The 18082-nt window shown below is 71.9% G+C and carries 14 protein-coding genes; 9 read left to right on the forward strand and 5 right to left on the reverse strand.

Annotated elements, in window-relative coordinates; all coding sequences use genetic code 11:
* Nucleotides 1-121: 121 nt before the first annotated feature.
* Together meaB and ACZ66S_RS05030 are read right to left on the reverse strand one after the other, a co-directional pair.
* A complete protein-coding gene (gene meaB / locus ACZ66S_RS05025) occupies nt 122-1078 on the reverse strand; it encodes a methylmalonyl Co-A mutase-associated GTPase MeaB (protein ID WP_053851462.1) in 957 nt (318 codons plus the stop codon).
* Between the two features lie 34 nt (nt 1079-1112).
* Nucleotides 1113-2315, reverse strand: coding sequence for an acetyl-CoA C-acetyltransferase (locus tag ACZ66S_RS05030; RefSeq protein WP_469899747.1), 1203 nt, complete (start codon nt 2313-2315; stop codon nt 1113-1115).
* Nucleotides 2316-2463: 148 nt separating this feature from the next.
* Here ACZ66S_RS05030 and mce point away from each other — a divergent pair, with 148 nt between their 5' ends.
* The 7 genes from mce (at nt 2464) to ACZ66S_RS05065 (ending at nt 12285) form a co-directional block, all read left to right on the forward strand.
* Complete coding sequence (gene mce / locus ACZ66S_RS05035) at nt 2464-2904, forward strand: methylmalonyl-CoA epimerase (protein ID WP_469899749.1); 441 nt, start codon at nt 2464-2466, stop codon at nt 2902-2904.
* A gap of 232 nt (nt 2905-3136) precedes the next feature.
* Nucleotides 3137-7015: a polarized growth protein Scy gene (gene scy / locus ACZ66S_RS05040; RefSeq protein ID WP_469899751.1), complete on the forward strand. Its 3879-nt coding sequence runs from the start codon at nt 3137-3139 to the stop codon at nt 7013-7015.
* A gap of 183 nt (nt 7016-7198) precedes the next feature.
* Nucleotides 7199-8134, forward strand: a complete 936-nt coding sequence (locus tag ACZ66S_RS05045; protein ID WP_359432135.1) for a coiled-coil domain-containing protein — start codon at nt 7199-7201, stop codon at nt 8132-8134.
* A gap of 156 nt (nt 8135-8290) precedes the next feature.
* Nucleotides 8291-9250, forward strand: coding sequence for an ABC transporter ATP-binding protein (locus ACZ66S_RS05050; RefSeq protein ID WP_469899752.1), 960 nt, complete (start codon nt 8291-8293; stop codon nt 9248-9250).
* Nucleotides 9251-9252: 2 nt separating this feature from the next.
* Nucleotides 9253-10023, forward strand: coding sequence for an ABC transporter permease (locus ACZ66S_RS05055; RefSeq protein WP_469899753.1), 771 nt, complete (start codon nt 9253-9255; stop codon nt 10021-10023).
* 112 nt (nt 10024-10135) lie between these two features.
* The gene (locus ACZ66S_RS05060) at nt 10136-11410 is read left to right on the forward strand and encodes an ABC transporter ATP-binding protein (RefSeq protein ID WP_469899754.1); all 1275 of its coding nucleotides are present in this window, start codon (nt 10136-10138) and stop codon (nt 11408-11410) included.
* Nucleotides 11407-12285, forward strand: coding sequence for an ABC transporter permease (locus ACZ66S_RS05065; RefSeq protein ID WP_469899756.1), 879 nt, complete (start codon nt 11407-11409; stop codon nt 12283-12285). The genes ACZ66S_RS05060 and ACZ66S_RS05065 overlap by 4 nt, the downstream gene beginning before the upstream one ends.
* 4 nt (nt 12286-12289) lie before the next feature.
* Here ACZ66S_RS05065 and ACZ66S_RS05070 read toward each other — a convergent pair whose 3' ends face one another.
* Nucleotides 12290-12631, reverse strand: a complete 342-nt coding sequence (locus ACZ66S_RS05070; RefSeq protein ID WP_469899757.1) for an ATP/GTP-binding protein — start codon at nt 12629-12631, stop codon at nt 12290-12292.
* Nucleotides 12632-12854: 223 nt separating this feature from the next.
* Here ACZ66S_RS05070 and ACZ66S_RS05075 point away from each other — a divergent pair, with 223 nt between their 5' ends.
* Nucleotides 12855-13883 carry an LLM class flavin-dependent oxidoreductase gene (locus ACZ66S_RS05075; RefSeq protein ID WP_469899759.1) on the forward strand — a complete coding sequence of 343 codons (1029 nt, stop codon included), beginning with the start codon at nt 12855-12857 and terminating at the stop codon, nt 13881-13883.
* A gap of 87 nt (nt 13884-13970) precedes the next feature.
* On the opposite strand, the gene ACZ66S_RS05080 is transcribed toward ACZ66S_RS05075, so the two are convergent.
* Entirely contained in the window at nt 13971-14363 is a 393-nt protein-coding gene (locus tag ACZ66S_RS05080; RefSeq protein WP_007384741.1) for an SCO5389 family protein, read from the reverse strand.
* Between the two features lie 255 nt (nt 14364-14618).
* Here ACZ66S_RS05080 and nucS point away from each other — a divergent pair, with 255 nt between their 5' ends.
* Nucleotides 14619-15290, forward strand: coding sequence for an endonuclease NucS (nucS, locus tag ACZ66S_RS05085; RefSeq protein WP_469899761.1), 672 nt, complete (start codon nt 14619-14621; stop codon nt 15288-15290).
* 75 nt (nt 15291-15365) lie between these two features.
* On the opposite strand, the gene ACZ66S_RS05090 is transcribed toward nucS, so the two are convergent.
* Nucleotides 15366-17885, reverse strand: a complete 2520-nt coding sequence (locus ACZ66S_RS05090) for a P-loop NTPase family protein (protein WP_469899763.1) — start codon at nt 17883-17885, stop codon at nt 15366-15368.
* Nucleotides 17886-18082: the final 197 nt, after the last annotated feature.

The raw sequence follows: 18082 nt of genomic DNA on the forward strand, positions 1-18082 counted from the left end.
AGTTCCTCGAAGGAGGCGTGGGAGAGGACACCGAGGGGCCACGGGAGCGGTGTGCTCGGACCGCGGCCCGGTGCGTGCCCTACGCCAAGGAGAGGAACATGGGCGTCAACGTACCAGGGGCTCAGCCCCGGGTCAGGCCCTCCACGAGTTCGTCGGCCGCCCGGTAGGGGTCCAGTTCGCCGGCGACGATCCGCTCCGCGAGGGCGTCCAGGCGCCGGTCCCCCCGCAGGTCGCCGATGCGTTCACGCAGGGCGGTGACGGCGATGGTCTCGACCTCGTGGGCGGCGCGGGTGCGGCGGCGCTCGGCGAGGACACCGTGCTCCTCCATCCACGCCCGGTGCTTCTCCAGTGCCTCCACGACCTCGTCGACGCCCTCCGCGCGGGCGGCGACCGTCTTGACGATCGGCGGGCGCCAGTCGCCGGGCTTGCGGGACTCGCCGAGGCCCAGCATGTGGTTGAGCTCGCGGGCGGTGGCGTCGGCGCCGTCGCGGTCGGCCTTGTTGACGACGTAGACGTCGCCGATCTCCAGGATTCCGGCCTTGGCGGCCTGGATGCCGTCGCCCATGCCCGGGGCGAGCAGCACCACGGAGGTGTCGGCCTGGGAGGCGATCTCGACCTCCGACTGGCCGACGCCGACCGTCTCGACCAGGATCACCTCGCAGCCGGCCGCGTCCAGGACCCGGATGGCCTGCGGGGCCGCCCAGGCGAGGCCGCCGAGGTGGCCGCGGGTCGCCATGGAGCGGATGTAGACGCCGGGGTCGGAGGCGTGCTCCGACATGCGCACCCGGTCGCCGAGCAGGGCGCCGCCGGAGAACGGCGAGGACGGGTCGACGGCCAGGACGCCGACCCGTCTGCCCTGCTTGCGGTAGGCGGTCACGAGCGCCGAGGTGGACGTCGACTTGCCCACCCCGGGAGAGCCCGTCAGGCCCACCACGTACGCGTTGCCGGTCAGCGGGGCCAGCGTCGCCATGACCTCCCTGAGCTGCGGGGACGCCCCCTCCACGAGGGAGATCAGCCGGGCCACGGCCCGTGGGCGGCCCTCCCTGGCCTGGGCCACCAGGGTGGAGACGTCCTGCATCACAGCTCCGTTCGACGCGTTTCCCTGAGGGGGCTCAGGCCTTGGGTACCCGCACGACCAGCGCGTCACCCTGACCGCCGCCGCCGCACAGGGCGGCCGCGCCGACACCGCCGCCGCGCCGCTTGAGCTCGAGCGCGAGGTGCAGGACCAGGCGGGCGCCGGACATGCCGATGGGGTGGCCCAGGGCGATCGCGCCGCCGTTCACGTTCACCTTTTCGGTGGACACGCCGAGGTCCTTCATGGACTGGACGGCGACGGCCGCGAACGCCTCGTTGATCTCGATCAGGTCGAGGTCGGAGACCTCCAGGCCCTCCTTCTTGAGGGCGTGCAGGATCGCGTTGGACGGCTGCGACTGCAGGGAGTTGTCCGGGCCCGCCACGTTGCCGTGGGCGCCGATCTCGGCGATCCACTCCAGGCCCAGCTCCTGCGCCTTGGCCTTGCTCATCACGACGACGGCCGCCGCGCCGTCGGAGATCTGCGAGGCGGAGCCGGCGGTGATGGTGCCGTCCTTGGTGAACGCCGGGCGCAGCTTGCCCAGGGACTCCGCGGTGGTGTCGCCGCGGATGCCCTCGTCCTTGCTGAGGACGACCGCCTCGCCCTTGCGCTGCGGGATCTCCACGGGGGTGATCTCCGCCTCGAAGATGCCGTTCTTCTGGGCGGCGGCGGCCCGCTGGTGGGACAGGGCGGAGAACTCGTCCTGCTCGGGGCGCGCGATGCCGAGGCGGGTGTTGTGCTTCTCCGTGGACTCGCCCATGGCGATGTTCTCGAAGGCGTCGGTGAGGCCGTCGTACGCCATGGCGTCGAGCATCTCGATCGCCCCGTACTTGAAGCCCTCGCGGGACTTCGGGAGCAGGTGGGGGGCGTTGGTCATGGACTCCTGGCCGCCCGCGACGATCACGTCGAACTCGCCGGCGCGGATGAGCTGGTCGGCCAGCGCGATCGCGTCGAGGCCGGACAGGCACACCTTGTTGATGGTGAGCGCCGGGACGTTCATCGGGATGCCGGCCTTGACGGCGGCCTGGCGGGCCGGGATCTGGCCCGCGCCGGCCTGGAGCACCTGGCCCATGATCACGTACTGCACCTGGTCGCCGCCGATCCCCGCACGGTCGAGGGCGGCCTTGATGGCGAAGCCGCCGAGGTCGGCTCCGGAGAAGGACTTCAGCGAGCCCAGCAGCCGTCCCATGGGCGTACGGGCGCCCGCGACGATCACCGAGGTCGTGCTGTTCGATCCAGACATGAGCTGCGATCCCCTTACCGGCTGCACTGCCGAGGAGTGAACGAGGGTTTACTTCGAATGTACTGAGTGGCACTCCGTGCCGTCATCGCCCCGTCGGTGTGATCGCGCGCACGTTGCGTAACCGTTTCACGAGCGCTGCACTGACTACATGCTGACGCGAATCGACCACATCGGAATCGCCTGCTTCGACCTCGACAGGACCGTCGAGTTCTACCGGGCCACCTACGGCTTCGAGGTGTTCCACTCCGAGGTCAACGAGGAGCAGGGCGTGCGCGAGGCCATGCTCAAGATCAACGACACCTCCGACGGCGGCGCCTCCTACCTGCAGCTTCTGGAGCCGACCCGCCCCGACTCCACCGTCGCCAAGTGGCTGGACAAGAACGGCGAGGGCGTCCACCACATCGCTTTCGGTACGGCGGATGTCGACACCGAGGCCGCGGACATCCGCGACAAGGGCGTACGCGTCCTGTACGAGGAGCCCCGACGCGGCTCCATGGGGTCACGGATCACCTTCCTGCACCCCAAGGATTGCCATGGCGTACTGACAGAACTGGTCACTTCGGCGCCTGTTGAGTCACCTGAGCACTGACCCTCGTACATATGGGCCGGTAGGGTTGGGGGCGGTCGCCGCTCTTCCCAGGGCGACCGGGTCCTGCCCATGGCGGCATGACCGGGCCGGGGTCCGGGTTTCGGGGGACGAGCGGCGGGCAGCAGCCCATGCTCCGTCGTTGATCTGACACCATTCCCCGGGGGCCCCGTTCGGCGGATGGACGGGGCTCGTTCGGAAAGACTTGCGACCAGGGGACGGATGGGACCGCGCAGTGCGGGGCTACGAACGCCAGGAGCGAGAGCCGGCGGCTGACGTCGACCACCTCTCTCGGTTCGAGGCCGAGATGGATCGGCTGAAGACCGAGCGGGAGAAGGCGATCCAGCACGCCGAGGACCTCGGCTACCAGGTCGAGGTGCTGCGCGCCAAGTTGCACGAGGCGCGGCGCACCCTCATGTCCCGGCCCGAATTCGGCGGCGGTGACATCGGCTACCAGGCCGAGCAGTTGCTGCGGAACGCGCAGATCCAGGCCGACCAGTTGCGCCAGGACGCCGAGCGCGAACTGAGCCAGGTCCGCGCCCAGACCCAGCGCATCCTCCAGGAGCACGCCGAGCAGGCCGCGCGTCTGCAGGCGGAGCTGCACCAGGAGGCCGTCACCCGCCGTCAGCAGCTCGACCAGGAGCTGGCCGAGCGCCGGCAGACCGTCGAGTCGCACGTCAACGAGAACGTGGCGTGGGCCGAGCAACTGCGCGCCCGCAGCGAGTCGCAGGCCCGCCGGCTCCTGGAGGAGTCGCGCGCCGAGGCCGAGCAGGCCATGGCCGCCGCCCGTGCCGAGGCCGAGCGGGTCACCTCCGAGGCCCGCCAGCGTCTGCAGAGCGAGGCCGAGGCCGCCCGCGCGGAGGCCGAGCAGTTGCTGCGCCGCGCCCGCGCGGACGCCGAGCGCCTGCTGGACGCCGCCTCCACGCAGGCGCAGGAGGCCACCGAGCACGCCGAGCAGTTGCGCACCTCCACCGCGACCGAGTCGGACAGCGCCCGCCGCCAGGCCACCGAGCTGAGCCGGGCCGCCGAACAGCGGATGGCGGAGGCCGAGGAGGCGCTGCGCAAGGCGCAGGCCGAGGCCGAGAAGGTGCTCACCGAGGCGAAGTCGGCCGCCGAGAAGACGCTCGCGAGCGCGGAGTCCGCCAACGAACAGCGCACCCGTACGGCCAAGGAGCAGGTCGCCCGGCTGGTCACCGAGGCCAGCCAGGAGGCCGAGGCGACCAAGGAGGCCGCCGAGCAGATCGTCGCGGACGCCCGCGCCGAGGCCGAGAAGATCGTCACCGAGGCCGCCGAGAAGGCCCGTACGATCACCGCCGAGGAGAGCGCCACCCAGCTCTCCAAGGCGGCCAAGACCGCCGAGGACGTCCTCAACAAGGCGCAGGAGGACGCGCAGCGGACCACCAAGGCCGCCGCCGAGGAAGCTGAGCGGATCCGCCGCGAGGCGGAGACCGAGGCGGACCGGCTGCGCGCCGAGGCGCACGACATCGCCGAACAGCTCAAGGGCACGGCGAAGGACGACACCAAGGAGTACCGCGCCAAGACGGTCGAGCTGCAGGAGGAGGCCCGCAGGCTGCGCGGCGAGGCCGAGCAGTTGCGCGCCGACGCGGTCGCCGAGGGCGAGAAGATCCGCGCGGAGGCCCGCAAGGAGGCCGTCCAGCAGATCGAGGAGGCGGCCAAGACCGCCGAGGAGCTGCTCTCCAAGGCCAAGGCCGACGCCGACGAGCTGCGCCAGAGCGCCACCGCGGACAGCGAGAAGGTCCGCACCGAGGCCATCGAGCGCGCCACCACGCTGCGCCGGCAGGCCGAGGAGACCCTGGAGCGCACCCGCAACGAGGCCGAACGGCAGCGCGCCGAGGCCGTCGAGCTGTCCGAGGAGATCACGGCCGCCGCCGAGCGGACCGCGAGCGAACTGCGCGAGGAGACCGAGCGGGCCATAGCGGCACGCCGTGCCGAGGCCGACGAGGAACTGACCCGGCTGCACACCGAGGCCGAGGAGCGTCTGGCCGCCGCCGAGCTGGCCCTGACCGAGGCCCGTGAGGAGGCCGCGCGGATCCGCCGCGAGGCCGCCGAGGAGAGCGAGCGGCTGCGCACCGAGGCCGCCGAGCGCATCCGCACCCTGCAGCAGCAGGCCGAGACGGAGGCCGACCGGCTGCGCACCGAGGCCGCGTCCGACGCGTCCGCCTCCCGCGCCGAGGGCGAGGCCGTCGCCGTACGGCTGCGTTCCGAGGCCGCCGCCGAGGCGGAGCGGCTCAAGACGGAGGCCCAGGACACCGCGGACCGGGTCCGGGCGGAGGCGCAGACCGCCGCCGAGCGGATCGCCGCCGAGGCGTCCGAGACGCTGGCCGCCGCGCAGGAGGAGGCCAACCGGCGCCGCCGCGAGGCCGAGGAGTACCTCGGCTCGGCCCGCCAGGAGGCCGACCAGGAGCGTGAGCGGGCCCGCGAGCAGAGCGAGGAGCTGCTGGCCTCGGCGCGCAACCGCGTCGAGGAGGCGCAGGCCGAGGCGGTGCGCCTGGTCGAGGAGGCGGACCGGCGCGCCACGGAGATGGTGTCGGCGGCCGAGCAGCACGCCCAGCAGGTGCGCGACTCCGTCGCCGGGCTGCACGAGCAGGCGCAGGAGGAGATCACCGGGCTGCGCAGCGCCGCCGAGCACGCGGCCGACCGCACCCGGCGCGAGGCCGAGGAGGAGGCCGACCGGGTCCGCTCGGACGCCTACTCCGAGCGGGAGCGGGCCAGCGAGGACGCGGCCCGGATCCGGCGCGAGGCCGCCGAGGAGACGGACGCCGCCAAGTCCCTTGCGGAGCGCACCGTCTCGGAGGCGATCGCGGAGGCGGAGCGGCTGCGTTCGGAGGCGTCCGAGCACGCCCAGCGGGCCCGCACCGAGGCCTCGGACGCCATCGCCCAGGCCGACCAGGACGCCTCGCGCACCCGGGCGGAGGCCCGCGAGGACGCCAACCGCATCCGTTCGGACGCGGCGCGGCAGGCCGACACCCTCATCACCGAGGCGCGCAGCGAGGCGGAGCGGCTCACCGAGGAGACCATCACCGACACCGACCGGCTGCGCACGGAGACGGTCGCCGAGGCCGAGCGCGTGCGGTCCGAATCGGTCGCCCGGGCCGAGCAGTTGATCGGGGAGGCCACCGGGGACGCGGAGCGGCTGCGGGCCGAGGCCGCCGAGACGGTGGGTCAGGCGCAGCGGCACGCGGAGCGGATCCGCACCGAGGCCGAGCGGGTCCGGGCGGACGCGGCGGCCGCGGCCGAGGAACTGGTCAACTCCGCGCGCACGGAGGCCGAACGCACCCTCGACGAGGCACGCAAGGACGCCAACAAGCGGCGCTCCGAGGCGGCCGAGCAGGTCGACACGCTCATCACGGAGACCACCGCCGAGGCGGACAAGCTGCTCACCGAGGCGCAGCAGCAGGCGCTCAAGACCACCGCGGACGCGGAGGCGCAGGCCGACACCATGGTGGGCGCGGCCCGCAAGGAGGCCGACCGGGTGGTGGCCGAGGCCACGGTCGAGGGCAACTCACGTGTGGAGAAGGCCCGTACGGACGCGGACGAGCTGCTCGTCGGGGCCCGCCGGGACGCCACCGCCATAAGGGAGCGCGCCGAGGAGCTGCGCGACCGGATCACGGGCGAGATCGAGGCGCTGCACGAGCGGGCCCGCCGTGAGGCCGCGGAGACCATGAAGTCGACCGGCGACCGCTGCGACGCGCTCATCAAGGCCGCGGAGGAGCAGCTCGCGAAGGCGCAGGCGAAGGCCAAGGAGCTGGTCTCGGAGGCCAATTCGGAGGCCGGCAAGGTGCGCATCGCCGCGGTCAAGAAGGCCGAGGGGCTGCTCAAGGAGGCCGAGCAGAAGAAGGCCACGCTGGTCCGGGAGGCCGAGGAGCTCAAGGCCGAGGCGATCCGCGAGGCCAAGCGCACGGTCGAGGAGGGCAAGCGCGAGCTGGAGGTCCTCGTCCGTCGCCGTGAGGACATCAATACGGAGATCTCCCGTGTCCAGGACGTCCTGGAGGCGTTGGAATCCTTCGAGGCCCCGACGGCGGGCAAGGACGGCGGCGTCAAGGCGGGCGCCACGGTCGGCGCCCCTCGTTCGGGTAAGCCGTCGGACGGCTGACCGACTGGTCGGAATCCGGTGCCGTCTGGGGCCTTTGACCAACTTTTTGGCAAGCCGTCCGAGGGTTAGCCACTCAAAAGGGGTGTCATTCTCCAGATCAAACACGTATCCGCTCGATGACACACCGCTTCGGCCCCTAGGATTCCCCCTATCACCTCACCGGTCTCATTTGACAGGAACCCCATGAGCGACACTTCCCCCTACGGCTTCGAGCTTGTGCGGCGTGGGTACGACCGCGCTCAGGTGGACGAACGGATCTCCAAGCTCGTCTCCGACCGTGACAGCGCTCTCTCCCGCATCACCGCCCTGGAAAAGCGCATCGAGGAGCTCCACCTCGAGACCCAGAACGCCCAGGCCCAGGTCTCCGACGCCGAGCCGTCGTACGCCGGCCTCGGCGCGCGTGTCGAGAAGATCCTCCGCCTCGCCGAGGAGGAGGCCAAGGACCTGCGCGAGGAGGCCCGTCGCGCGGCCGAGCAGCACCGCGAACTCGCCGAGTCGGCGGCCCAGCAGGTCCGCAACGACGCAGAATCGTTCGCTGCGGAGCGCAAGTCCAAGGCGGAGGACGAGGGCGTCCGGATCGTCGAGAAGGCCAAGAGCGACGCCTCGCAGTTGCGCTCCGAGGCCCAGAAGGACGCGCAGTCCAAGCGTGAGGAGGCGGACGCCCTCTTCGAGGAGACCCGCGCCAAGGCCGCGCAGGCCGCCGCCGACTTCGAGACGAACCTCGCCAAGCGCCGGGAGCAGTCCGAGCGCGACCTGGCGTCCCGTCAGCAGAAGGCGGAGAAGCGTCTCGCGGAGATCGAGCACCGCGCGGAGCAGTTGCGCCTGGAGGCCGAGAAGCTGCGCACCGACGCCGAGCGCCGCGCCCGCCAGACGGTGGAGACCGCGCAGCGCCAGGCCGAGGACATCGTGGCCGACGCCAACGCCAAGGCCGACCGCATCCGTTCGGAATCCGAGCGCGAGCTGGCGGCTCTGACGAACCGTCGCGACTCGATCAACGCTCAGCTCACGAACGTGCGCGAGATGCTCGCCACGCTCACGGGCGCCGCGGTGGCCGCCGCCGGCACCCCGGCCGACGACGAGCCGATCTCCCGTGGGGTCCCGGCCCAGCAGTCCCGGTAACACCGCCTGACGGCACCAGAGGCCCGCACCTTCTCCCCCGACAGGTGCGGGCCTCTCGCCGTGCACGGGACGCGTGCGGGTTTCTTACCGGATCCGTCGGTCTCCGTTTGCCCATAGGAGTGGCATCCGCCCCGGCGCGCCCCTAGCGTGGTCCGCATGATCGAGCTAGCGGGCCTGACGAAGCGGTACGGCGAGAAGGTGGCGGTCAACAACCTGACCTTCACCGTCAGACCGGGCATCGTCACGGGCTTCCTCGGTCCCAACGGCGCGGGCAAGTCGACCACGATGCGCATGATGCTGGGCCTGGACCGGCCCACCGCCGGGGACGTCCGTATCGACGGCAAGCACTACGACCAGCTCAAGGACCCCCTCACGTACATCGGGGCCCTGCTGGACGCCAAGGCCATGCACGGCGGGCGCAGCGCCTTCAACCACCTGCTGTGCCTCGCGCAGAGCAACGGCATCCCCCGCAAGCGGGTGGACGAGGTCCTCGACACGGTCGGGCTCACCGCCGTCGCGAGGAAGAAGGCCAAGGGGTTCTCGCTGGGCATGGGCCAGCGGCTCGGCATCGCGGGCGCGTTGCTGGGCGACCCGCGGATCCTGATGTTCGACGAGCCGGTCAACGGGCTCGACCCCGAGGGCATCCACTGGATCCGCAACCTGATGAAGTCCCTTGCCGCCCAGGGCCGTACGGTCTTCGTCTCGTCCCACCTCATGAGCGAGATGGCGCTGACCGCCGACCACCTCGTCGTCATCGGCCAGGGCCGGCTGCTGGCCGACACCTCCATGGCCGACTTCATCGCGCAGAACTCGCGGTCCTACGTCCGTATCCGCACCCCGCAGCGCGAGCGGCTGCTGGACGTGCTGCACGGGGCCGGGGTCACCGTCGTGGAGACCGGCAACGGCGCGCTGGAGGTGGACGGCAGCAAGTCCGAGTACATCGGCGAGCTGGCCGCCCAGCACCAGATCGTGCTGCACGAGCTGAGCCCGCAACAGGCCTCCCTGGAGGAGGCGTTCATGCAGTTGACCGCGGAGTCGGTCGAGTACCACGCCCACAGCGACGCACCCGTCGACGTACCACCCCAGCAATGGGGCGACGGCTGGAAGGGGAAGTGACCATGGCGGCCACCCAGGTCATCCGCTCCGAGTGGACCAAGATCCGTTCGGTGGCCTCCACGGTGTGGACGCTCTCCCTCGCCGTGGTCGTCACCATCGGGCTCGGCATCCTGATCTCGGCGCTGTCGAAGAACGAGTTCGACAACATGAGCCGGGAGGACAAGCTCTCCTTCGACCCGACGTTCATCAGCTTCGCCGGGATGAGCCTCGGTCAGCTCGCGATGATCGTGTTCGGGGTGCTCGTCGTCTCGAACGAGTACAGCACCGGCATGATCCGCACCTCGCTGGCCGCGGTGCCGCAGCGCGCCACCTTCCTGGTCAGCAAGATCGCGGTGGCGACCGGGCTCTGCCTCGTGGTGGGCCTGGTCACCAGCTTCGTCACCTTCTTCCTCGGCCAGGCGGTGCTCGGCTCGCACCGGGCGGAGATCGGTGACCCGGGCGTCCTGCGGGCCGTGATCGGCGGCGGGATCTACATGACCCTCATCGCGATGTTCTCGATGGGCGTGGCCGCGATGCTGCGCTCGCCGATGCTGTCGCTGGGCATCCTGATGCCGTTCTTCTTCCTGATCTCGAACATCCTGGGCAATGTCTCGGCGACGAAGAAGATCGGCCGGTTCCTGCCCGACCAGGCCGGCAGCAAGATCATGCAGGTGGTCACCCCGATCGACGACGACACCCCCTACGGTCCCTGGGGCGGTCTCGGGATCATGGCGCTGTGGGTGGCGGCGGCCCTGATCGGCGGTTATGTCCTGTTGAAGAAGCGGGACGCGTGACGCGAGGAGCCCCGTCCCGCCCATGAGCGGAACCGTCAGCGCCCCGATAAGCTCCTAACTCTTACGGGGGGCATGTGCCCCGCTGTCCTGAACCTTGCGATGGGTGCGGAGCATGATCGAGGCAGTCGGCCTGACCAAGCGCTACGGCGACAAGACCGCTGTGTACAACCTTTCCTTCCAGGTGCGTCCCGGTACCGTCACCGGCTTCCTGGGCCCCAACGGCTCGGGCAAGTCGACGACCATGCGGATGATCCTCGGGCTGGACAACCCCACCTCGGGGCAGGTGACGATCGGCGGCTACCCGTATCGCAGGCTGCCCAACGCGGCCCGGCAGGTCGGTGCGCTGATCGACGCGAAGGCGGTGCACGGCGGGCGGGCGGCCCGCAACCACCTGCTGTGCCTGGCCCAGCTCTCCGGGATCCCGGCCCGCCGGGTGGACGAGGTGCTGGGCGTGGTCGGTCTCCAGGACGTGGCGAGGAAGCGTTCCAAGGGTTTCTCGCTCGGCATGGGCCAGCGGCTCGGGATCGCGGCCGCGCTGCTCGGCGACCCGCAGGTGCTGCTCTTCGACGAGCCGGTCAACGGACTCGACCCCGAGGGCATCCTGTGGGTGCGCAACCTGATGAAGGCGCTCGCGGCGGAGGGCCGGACCGTCTTCGTCTCCTCGCACCTGATGAGCGAGATGGCGCTGACCGCGGACCACCTCATCGTCATCGGACGCGGTCAGCTCCTCGCCGACATGAGCGTCCAGGACTTCATCGCGGCGAACTCCGCGGGCTTCGCGCGCGTGCGCACCCCGGACACCGAGCCGCAGCTCCGCGAGAAGCTGTCGGCGGCGATCACCGAGGCGGGCGGCCACGTCCTGCCGGAGCAGGACGGCGCGCTGCGGGTGACGGGGCTGCCCCTCCCCCGGATCAGCGACATCGCGCACGCCACGGACGTACGCCTGTGGGAGCTGTCACCGCACCAGGCCTCGCTGGAGGAGGCGTACATGCGGATGACGCAGGGCGCGGTGGACTACCGCTCGACCACCGACCAGAAGGCGGGCCTGATGCAGCCCCTGCCGCCGGGCGCACAGCCGCCCATGCCGGTCCCCGGCCAGGGCCAGCCGGGCTGGTACGCCCCGCCGCCGCCCCAGCAGGGCGGGCAGCCGCCCTTCGGCGGTCCGCAGGGGCCCTACGGCGGTCCCGGCGCCGGTATGCCCAACCCGTACGCCCAGGCGGGCCCCGCGGCTCCCCAGGGCCTGCCCCAGCCGCCGGCGCAGGCGCCCGCCGCCCAGGCCCCGGCCGCCGCGCCCGCGCCGCCGCAGGCCCCGCCCGCGACCGCGGCCGCACCGGCCCCGCAGACCTCCGCCCCCGCCACCCCGACCGAGCCCGAGGACGCCCGATGAGCACCCCGCAGCCCTCGATGCCGCAGGCCCAGGCCGCCGTGCCGAACTGGCAGGCGGCGAGTGGACCGTCGTACGCCGGCTACACCTCACCGATCCCCGTCGTGCGCACGCACCTCGGGCACGCCATCGCCTCCGAGTGGACGAAGATCCGGTCGGTCCGGTCGACGATGTGGACGCTGGGCGTGTTCGTGCTGCTCGTGATCGGGATCGGGCTGGGGGCCGCCGCGCTGATCGCGGCCAACGCCTCCTCGGAGAGCATGCGGGACGAGAACCCGCTGTCGTTCGGCTTCTTCGGCGTGCTGCTGGGCAGCATGTGCGTCATCACGCTCGGCGTGCTGACCACGGCGTCGGAGTACGGCACCGGCATGATCCGTACGACGATGGTGGCCTGCCCCTCCCGGGGCCGGGTCCTCGCGGCGAAGGCGGTCGTGTTCTTCGCCGTCGCCTTCGTGACCACGCTGGTCTCGGTCCTCGTCGTCGCCCTCGCGGACGTGGCCCTGCTGGACGGGGCCCGCACGCCGACCGGCCAGGAGTGGCTGAAGGGCACCGTCGGCGTCTCGCTCTACATCGCGCTGCTCGGCCTGCTGTCGCTGATCGTCGGCTCGGTCATCCGGCACTCGGCGGGCGCGATCACCCTCATGATCGGTGTCCTGCTGGCCCCGCTGGTCATCGCGCTGTTCATGTTCTCGCGGTCCCTTGAGGACCTGCGCCAGGCGCTGTTCGAGTACTCCATCCCGAGCCAGCTCAGCGTCTTCTACTCCACCTCGCTCACGGAGACCGGCCCGTCGGGCTGGGACCCGCTGTGGATCATCCTCGGCGTGACGGCCGCCGTGTTCGCCGCCGCCTTCGTGCTGCTGGAGAAGCGGGACGTGTGATCCGCTAGAACCTCGGCGCGTTACGGGACCGCTGCACCCGCGTGGTGCGGCGGTCCCGCGCGTTCCAGCAGGCCTTGTGCCAGTGTCTGCGCTCGTCGACACCCGAGTGGTCCGGCCAGGCCACCACGTGCGGGACGCCGTCCGGGATCATCTGGTCGCAGCCCGGGCACCGGTACGACTTGCCCTGCGCGCTCGCCCCGGCCACGTGCCGGACGTTCCAGTCCTCGCCCTGCCAGTGCGTCGAGGACTGGAAGCCGCCGTACCGGCCGGACCGGTCGTCCTCGGCACTCCGGCCGGACGGGTCCGACGAACCGGAGCCCTTGGGTCGGTTGCGACGCGGGGACACAGGACACCTCACGGGGCTATACAGGAAGCAGGGGCCGCGTCCAGCCTACGCGGGACGCGGCCGGGTACGCGTAGGGCACCAACCCCCACAAGTCCCCCCTCGGGGGCGACGATTCTGCAGACAATCGGCAAATCTCTCCGCCAGGCCGTGTCCTCGGCACGTGTCAGGCGGTTATGCCGGGTGGGGGAGCTCCGTGTCGGAGCCAAGGAAGCAGGAAAAGCACATGCACGTTGGAAGTTTCGTGTTGGCGGCCCAGTTCCCGGGGCAGGGCCAGGGGGAGGCGCTGCACCGCGCGGTCCGCTCGGCCGAGGTCGCGGAGGAGGCCGGGCTCGACGCGGTCTGGCTGGCAGAACACCACTTCGTGCCGTACGGCACCTGCCCGTCGGCGATCACACTCGCCGCACTGCTGCTGGGCCGCACCCGCCGTATCCGCGTCGGCACCGCCGTGAGCGTGCTGCCCACGGTGCACCCGGTGGCCCTCGGGGAGCAGGCCGCGCTGCTGCACATGACGAGCGGCGGGCGCTTCTCGCTGGGCGTGGGGCGCGGCGGACCGTGGGTCGACCTGGAGGTGTTCGGGTCGGGTCTCGAGGCATACGAGAAGGGGTTCCCGGAATCACTCGATCTGCTGGTGCGCTGGCTGCGCGAACCGTCCGTCGGGGCGGACGGCGAGCGCTTCCGTTTCCGCGAAGTGCCGGTCGTGCCACGGCCGTCGGAGGCGCTCACGGAGACGGAGGGCCCCGAGGTGATCGTCGCCTGCACCTCCCCGGCGAGCGTCCGCCTGGCGGCCGAGCGCGGGCTGCCGATGCTGCTCGGGATGCACGTCGGGGACGAGGAGAAGGCGGAGATGGTCGCGCTGTGGCGCAGGCAGGCGCGCGCCGCGGGCCACGCTCCGGAGAAGGTCCTGGACGCGCCCCATGTCTCGGCCGGTGTCTGCCAGATCGCGGACCGGCGCACGGACGCGGTGGAGGCCCTGGTGAAGGCGATGCCGGGCTGGCTCAGGCAGGGGCTGGGCGCCCATGTCACGGTCGACGGCCGCGCACGGCAGATGCGGGATCCGGTGGCCTACACCGAACTGCTCTGCGGGCTGCACCCGGTGGGCACCCCGCGGCTCGCCGCCGACCGCCTCGCGGCGACCAGCGAACGGACGGGCGTCTCCCGCTTCGCCCTGCTCGTCGAGGGCTCGGGGGACCTGGCGGCCACCGAGGAGAACGTACGGCGGCTGGGTGCGGAGGTGCTGCCGCATCTGACCTGAATTCGGAACAACCCTGTCCGGCGGGAGCTTGCCGCCCCGGTACTGATGCACCTCCCGCGTACGGAGCGGCAAGCGAGCGGCGCCGCGTCAGCAGTCCCGGAACTCCGGAGACTGGTTCAGCAACTGACTGCGCACCGAGGTGAAGCGGACAAGCGTCTCGTCGACGGAGGAGTCCAACGGGAACACCGCCACCCGGTGGCAGTTCTGGAAGGCCAGCCGCACACCGAAGTGCCGCTGCAGCGCGCCGCGTATCGCGTCACTCGCAAGCGCACGCAGCAACTGACCGCGTGCCTGCTCGTCCGGCGGGGGCGTCTGGTTGTCGGCGAAGTTGCCGCCGTCGACCTTTAGCTGGGCCACCAGGGAGCTGATCATCTCCCATGCGTAGGGCAGGGAGGTCCGGACGCAGTCGACGAATTCGGCTTCGTCGACCTCGCCTCGCTCGGCCTTCTCGAGTAGGGCCGGTGAGACGTCGAGCGACATGGGTTCTCCTCTCGCACCCCTGATTCCTCAGGGGTTGCCGGACAGATAAGGGAGTTCGCGCTGCCGGACACGCTCAGTACACGCCTCGCGACCTCCCGTTCACTACGGTAGGCAACGGACGGTGACGGCACCAGGAGAATGCGAACAAAGGGCACTCCCAACAGGCCCACAATCGGCCACAAGTGAACAGGGTTTCTCCACAGCCTTACGGGCCGAATCGCGTGGACATGCGCCCGTCGAGTAGCGTTGCCGACCATGCGTCTCGTCATTGCCCGGTGTTCCGTCGACTACGCGGGCCGGCTCACCGCCCACCTGCCCTCGGCCCCCCGTCTGATCCTGGTGAAGGCCGACGGAAGCGTCTCCATCCACGCCGACGACCGGGCCTACAAGCCCCTGAACTGGATGTCGCCGCCCTGCACGTTGAAGGAGGGGACCGGCGACGAGGAAGGCGTCTGGACCGTCATCAACAAGGCGGGCGAGAAGCTCATCATCACGATGGAGGAAGTTCTCCACGACTCCTCGCACGAACTGGGCGTGGACCCGGGCCTGATCAAGGACGGCGTGGAAGCACACCTTCAGGAGCTGCTCGCCGACCGCATCGAAACGCTCGGAGACGGCTACACCCTGATCCGCCGCGAGTACATGACGGCCATCGGCCCGGTCGACATCCTGTGCCGGGACGCCGAAGGGCAGACGGTCGCGGTGGAGATCAAGCGGCGCGGCGAGATCGACGGCGTCGAGCAACTCACCCGCTACCTCGACCTGTTGAACCGCGACCCCCATCTCGCCCCGGTCCGCGGCATCTTCGCCGCCCAGGAGATCAAGCCCCAGGCCCGCGTCCTGGCCACCGACCGCGGCATCGGCTGCACCGTGCTGGACTACAACGCGCTGCGGGGCATCGAGGACGACAAGCTGCGCCTGTTCTGACAGCGCCTTCCGCACTACGACGAAGAGGGCCGGGTCCGCTGCACGGACCCGGCCCTCTTGTGTCGCGCGGTGTCCCTAGATGACCGCACCGCTCGGCGAGCTCACGGCGCTGCTCTGCGGGGCGCTCGCCGAGCTGCTGGTCTCCACCGGGGCGGTGGAGGCGGGACCGCTGGCCGAGTCGGAGGTGGAGGGCTCGGTGGTGGGCGTGCTCGTAGGCGTCTCGGTCGGGTCTGTCGGCGTCGGGGTGGGCGTCGGTGTCGACGAACCGGAAGTCGTCGGGCTGGACGGCGTCGACGGCTTGGTCGTCGAGGGCTTGGGGGTCGACGGCTTAGGCGAACTCGGCGTGCCCCCCGTCCCCTTCGTCCCGCTCGGATCGTCGCTGGGCTCCGCCCCGCCCGTCGGGGTCGGGTCGTCCGACGTCCCGTACGTCCCGTCGGGACCCGGGTCGGTCGGACGCGACGTGGCCGTACCGGTGTCGCTCTTGCCGTCGTCGCTCTTCGGGACGTCCGCGCCGAGGTTGCCGTCGTCGATGCCGACGCTGGCCGACGGGTTGACGCCGACCTGGTCGGACGGCCCGTTCGGGTCGTTGTCGGAGGTGGCGCCCAGGGTCACGACCGTGCCGAGCACCGCGACCAGCAGCGCGCCCGCGCCGGCCGCGACGAGGTTGCGCTTGGCGAGGCCCTTGAGCCCGCCCCGGGCCTTGCGCGAGGGCGCGGGCCCGGCGGAGCGGTGGACGACGACGGTCTGCGAGTCGGCCGGAAGCTGGAGCGGCGGGAAGGCCGCGGGGACGCCCCCGGGCGGCGAGGCGGACTCGTCGTACCGGGCGTCGGGCACCTCCTCGCCCGCGGTGGCGCCGAGCGCGACGGGCAGGCCGGGCGCGCTGCCGTCCCGGTCGGAGACCAGGGCGAGGGCACGGCGGCCCGCGACGGTGCCGCGCTTGTCGGCGAGGGCGCCGCGCAGGCCGACGGAGGCCTCCAGTTCGGCGCGGGCCCGGTCGAGCTGTCCGCCGCAGAGCGCGAGGATGCCGAGCTCGTGGTGGAAGTAGGCCTGTTCGGACACCTCGCCGGCCAGCCGGGAGGCCTCGGAACCGGCCCGCAGCGCACGCTCCCAGGCGCCCCAGTGGCCGCCGGCGGCGAACGCGGGCGCCGCCGTGCGGGCGAGCTGCACGGTGGCGGCCTCCTCGCCCTCGGCGGGCGCGGTGGTCACCGGGACCAGGACGGCGAGGGCGGCGAGCAGGGCGTCGGCCTCCGCGCACACCCGCTCGGGGGTGACCGAGGGGTGGCCGGCCCACCAGCCGTAGTGCTGGGCCGCGGTGCGGGCGCGGCTCTCGGTGTCGTCGCCGTATCCGGCGGCTTCGAGCTGGGTGAGGACGCCGGCGGCGAGCCGGTAGCGGGAGCCGACCGGGGAGACCAGGCCGCAGTCCGCGAGCTTGCCGAGGGCGGCGTCCGCGTGGGTGTCGCCGATCAGCGCGGGCAGGTGCGCCTGGTGGGGCACCTCGCCGTCGAGCGCGACGGCGAACCGCAGGGTGGCACGCGCGGACTCGCTGAGCCGGGAGGCGAGCAGCGGGGCGGGAGCCGCGGCCTCGCCGAGCGCGGGCAGCGGTATGTCCTCGCCCTCGTCGGCGGCGAACGAGGGGTCGACGGGGGCCGCGTCCGCGAAGACGCCGAACTCGTCGACGGCGTTCGCCCCGGCGCGCAGCCGGTCGCGCTGCCGCAGCAGGGCGCCGGCCTGGACGAAGCGCAGAGGCAGCCCCTCGGACTCGAACCAGAGGTCGCCCGCCCAGTTCGACTCCTCCTCCGTCAGCACCCGGCCGACGGAACGCTCCAGGAGCTCCACGCCGTCGGCGCGCTCCAGGCCGCTGAGGAAGACCTCCTCGACGGCGGAGTCGGCCGCGGGCGCGGGCACGTCGGGGGTGGCGCCGATCACGAACGCGCACTCGGGGGTGGCGTCGAGGAGTTCGTCGAGGGCCGCGCCGCCGAACTCGATGTCGTCGAGGACGACGACCGCGCCGATCTCCCGGACGCAGGAGAGCAGCTCGTCCCGGTCGGGGCGGTGCAGGGGCGAGTCGAAGACGCCGTAGTAGAGGTCGTACAGCAGCTCGTCGGCCGTGCGGTTGAAGCCGTTGAGGCGGACCACGCCGTCGGGGGCGAGGTCCGAGCAGTCCTCGGCGACGACGTCGAGGAGGCTGGTGCGGCCGGAGCCGGCGGGGCCGGTCAGGCGTACCGAGCGGCCGCGGGCGAGCAGGCGCACCAGCCGCTCGCGCTCGTCCTGGCGGGCCAGGAGTCCCAGCGCGGTGCGGGTGGGCCCGGGCGGGACGGGCGGGCGGGCCGCGCGGTCCACCTCGGCGCGTTGCGCGGTGCCGTGCTTCTCGGGCCGTCCGGGCCGCTCGCCGGGCGGGCAGGCCTCTATCTCGCTGCCGTCGACGGGGTTGACGGTGAGCAGGAAGTCGCCGGCGACGAGCTGCACGGTGCGGGCGAGCGCGGGCGAGTGCTGGCCGAATTCGGATGTGAGGGAGTCCCTGGGAGGCCGCTGACGCGGCGAGCCGCCGTCGTCGTCATGGCCGTACTCCTCGGGTCCCCGGTTGTTCGGGTCCATAGGTTCAAGCCCCCCAAAAGCGTCTTGTGTGCCGTCAGTGGCCCCTCCCGGCCTGCAGCACACCGCGCTGTCGCTTCTGGTCCGGGCCCGCTGGAAGGGATGCAGACAGCGGGCGACCGAACCCTAAACCTTCGCACAGTATCTACGACAGCCCGGGGTACCGCGCCGTCCGAGACGTCACAGTCTCGTGAGGATTG

The organism is Streptomyces sp. NPDC107471 (genome assembly GCF_055582845.1).

Excerpts from the sequence above, each read along its gene's own strand:
- meaB (WP_053851462.1), bottom strand. The coding sequence starts at position 1,078 with ATGCAGGACGTCTCCACCCTGGTGGCCCAGGCCAGGGAGGGCCGCCCA.
- ACZ66S_RS05030 (WP_469899747.1), bottom strand. The coding sequence starts at position 2,315 with ATGTCTGGATCGAACAGCACGACCTCGGTGATCGTCGCGGGCGCCCGT.
- mce (WP_469899749.1), top strand. The coding sequence starts at position 2,464 with ATGCTGACGCGAATCGACCACATCGGAATCGCCTGCTTCGACCTCGAC.
- ACZ66S_RS05045 (WP_359432135.1), top strand. The coding sequence starts at position 7,199 with ATGAGCGACACTTCCCCCTACGGCTTCGAGCTTGTGCGGCGTGGGTAC.
- ACZ66S_RS05050 (WP_469899752.1), top strand. The coding sequence starts at position 8,291 with ATGATCGAGCTAGCGGGCCTGACGAAGCGGTACGGCGAGAAGGTGGCG.
- ACZ66S_RS05055 (WP_469899753.1), top strand. The coding sequence starts at position 9,253 with ATGGCGGCCACCCAGGTCATCCGCTCCGAGTGGACCAAGATCCGTTCG.
- ACZ66S_RS05060 (WP_469899754.1), top strand. The coding sequence starts at position 10,136 with ATGATCGAGGCAGTCGGCCTGACCAAGCGCTACGGCGACAAGACCGCT.
- ACZ66S_RS05065 (WP_469899756.1), top strand. The coding sequence starts at position 11,407 with ATGAGCACCCCGCAGCCCTCGATGCCGCAGGCCCAGGCCGCCGTGCCG.
- ACZ66S_RS05075 (WP_469899759.1), top strand. The coding sequence starts at position 12,855 with ATGCACGTTGGAAGTTTCGTGTTGGCGGCCCAGTTCCCGGGGCAGGGC.
- ACZ66S_RS05080 (WP_007384741.1), bottom strand. The coding sequence starts at position 14,363 with ATGTCGCTCGACGTCTCACCGGCCCTACTCGAGAAGGCCGAGCGAGGC.
- nucS (WP_469899761.1), top strand. The coding sequence starts at position 14,619 with ATGCGTCTCGTCATTGCCCGGTGTTCCGTCGACTACGCGGGCCGGCTC.
- ACZ66S_RS05090 (WP_469899763.1), bottom strand. The coding sequence starts at position 17,885 with ATGGACCCGAACAACCGGGGACCCGAGGAGTACGGCCATGACGACGAC.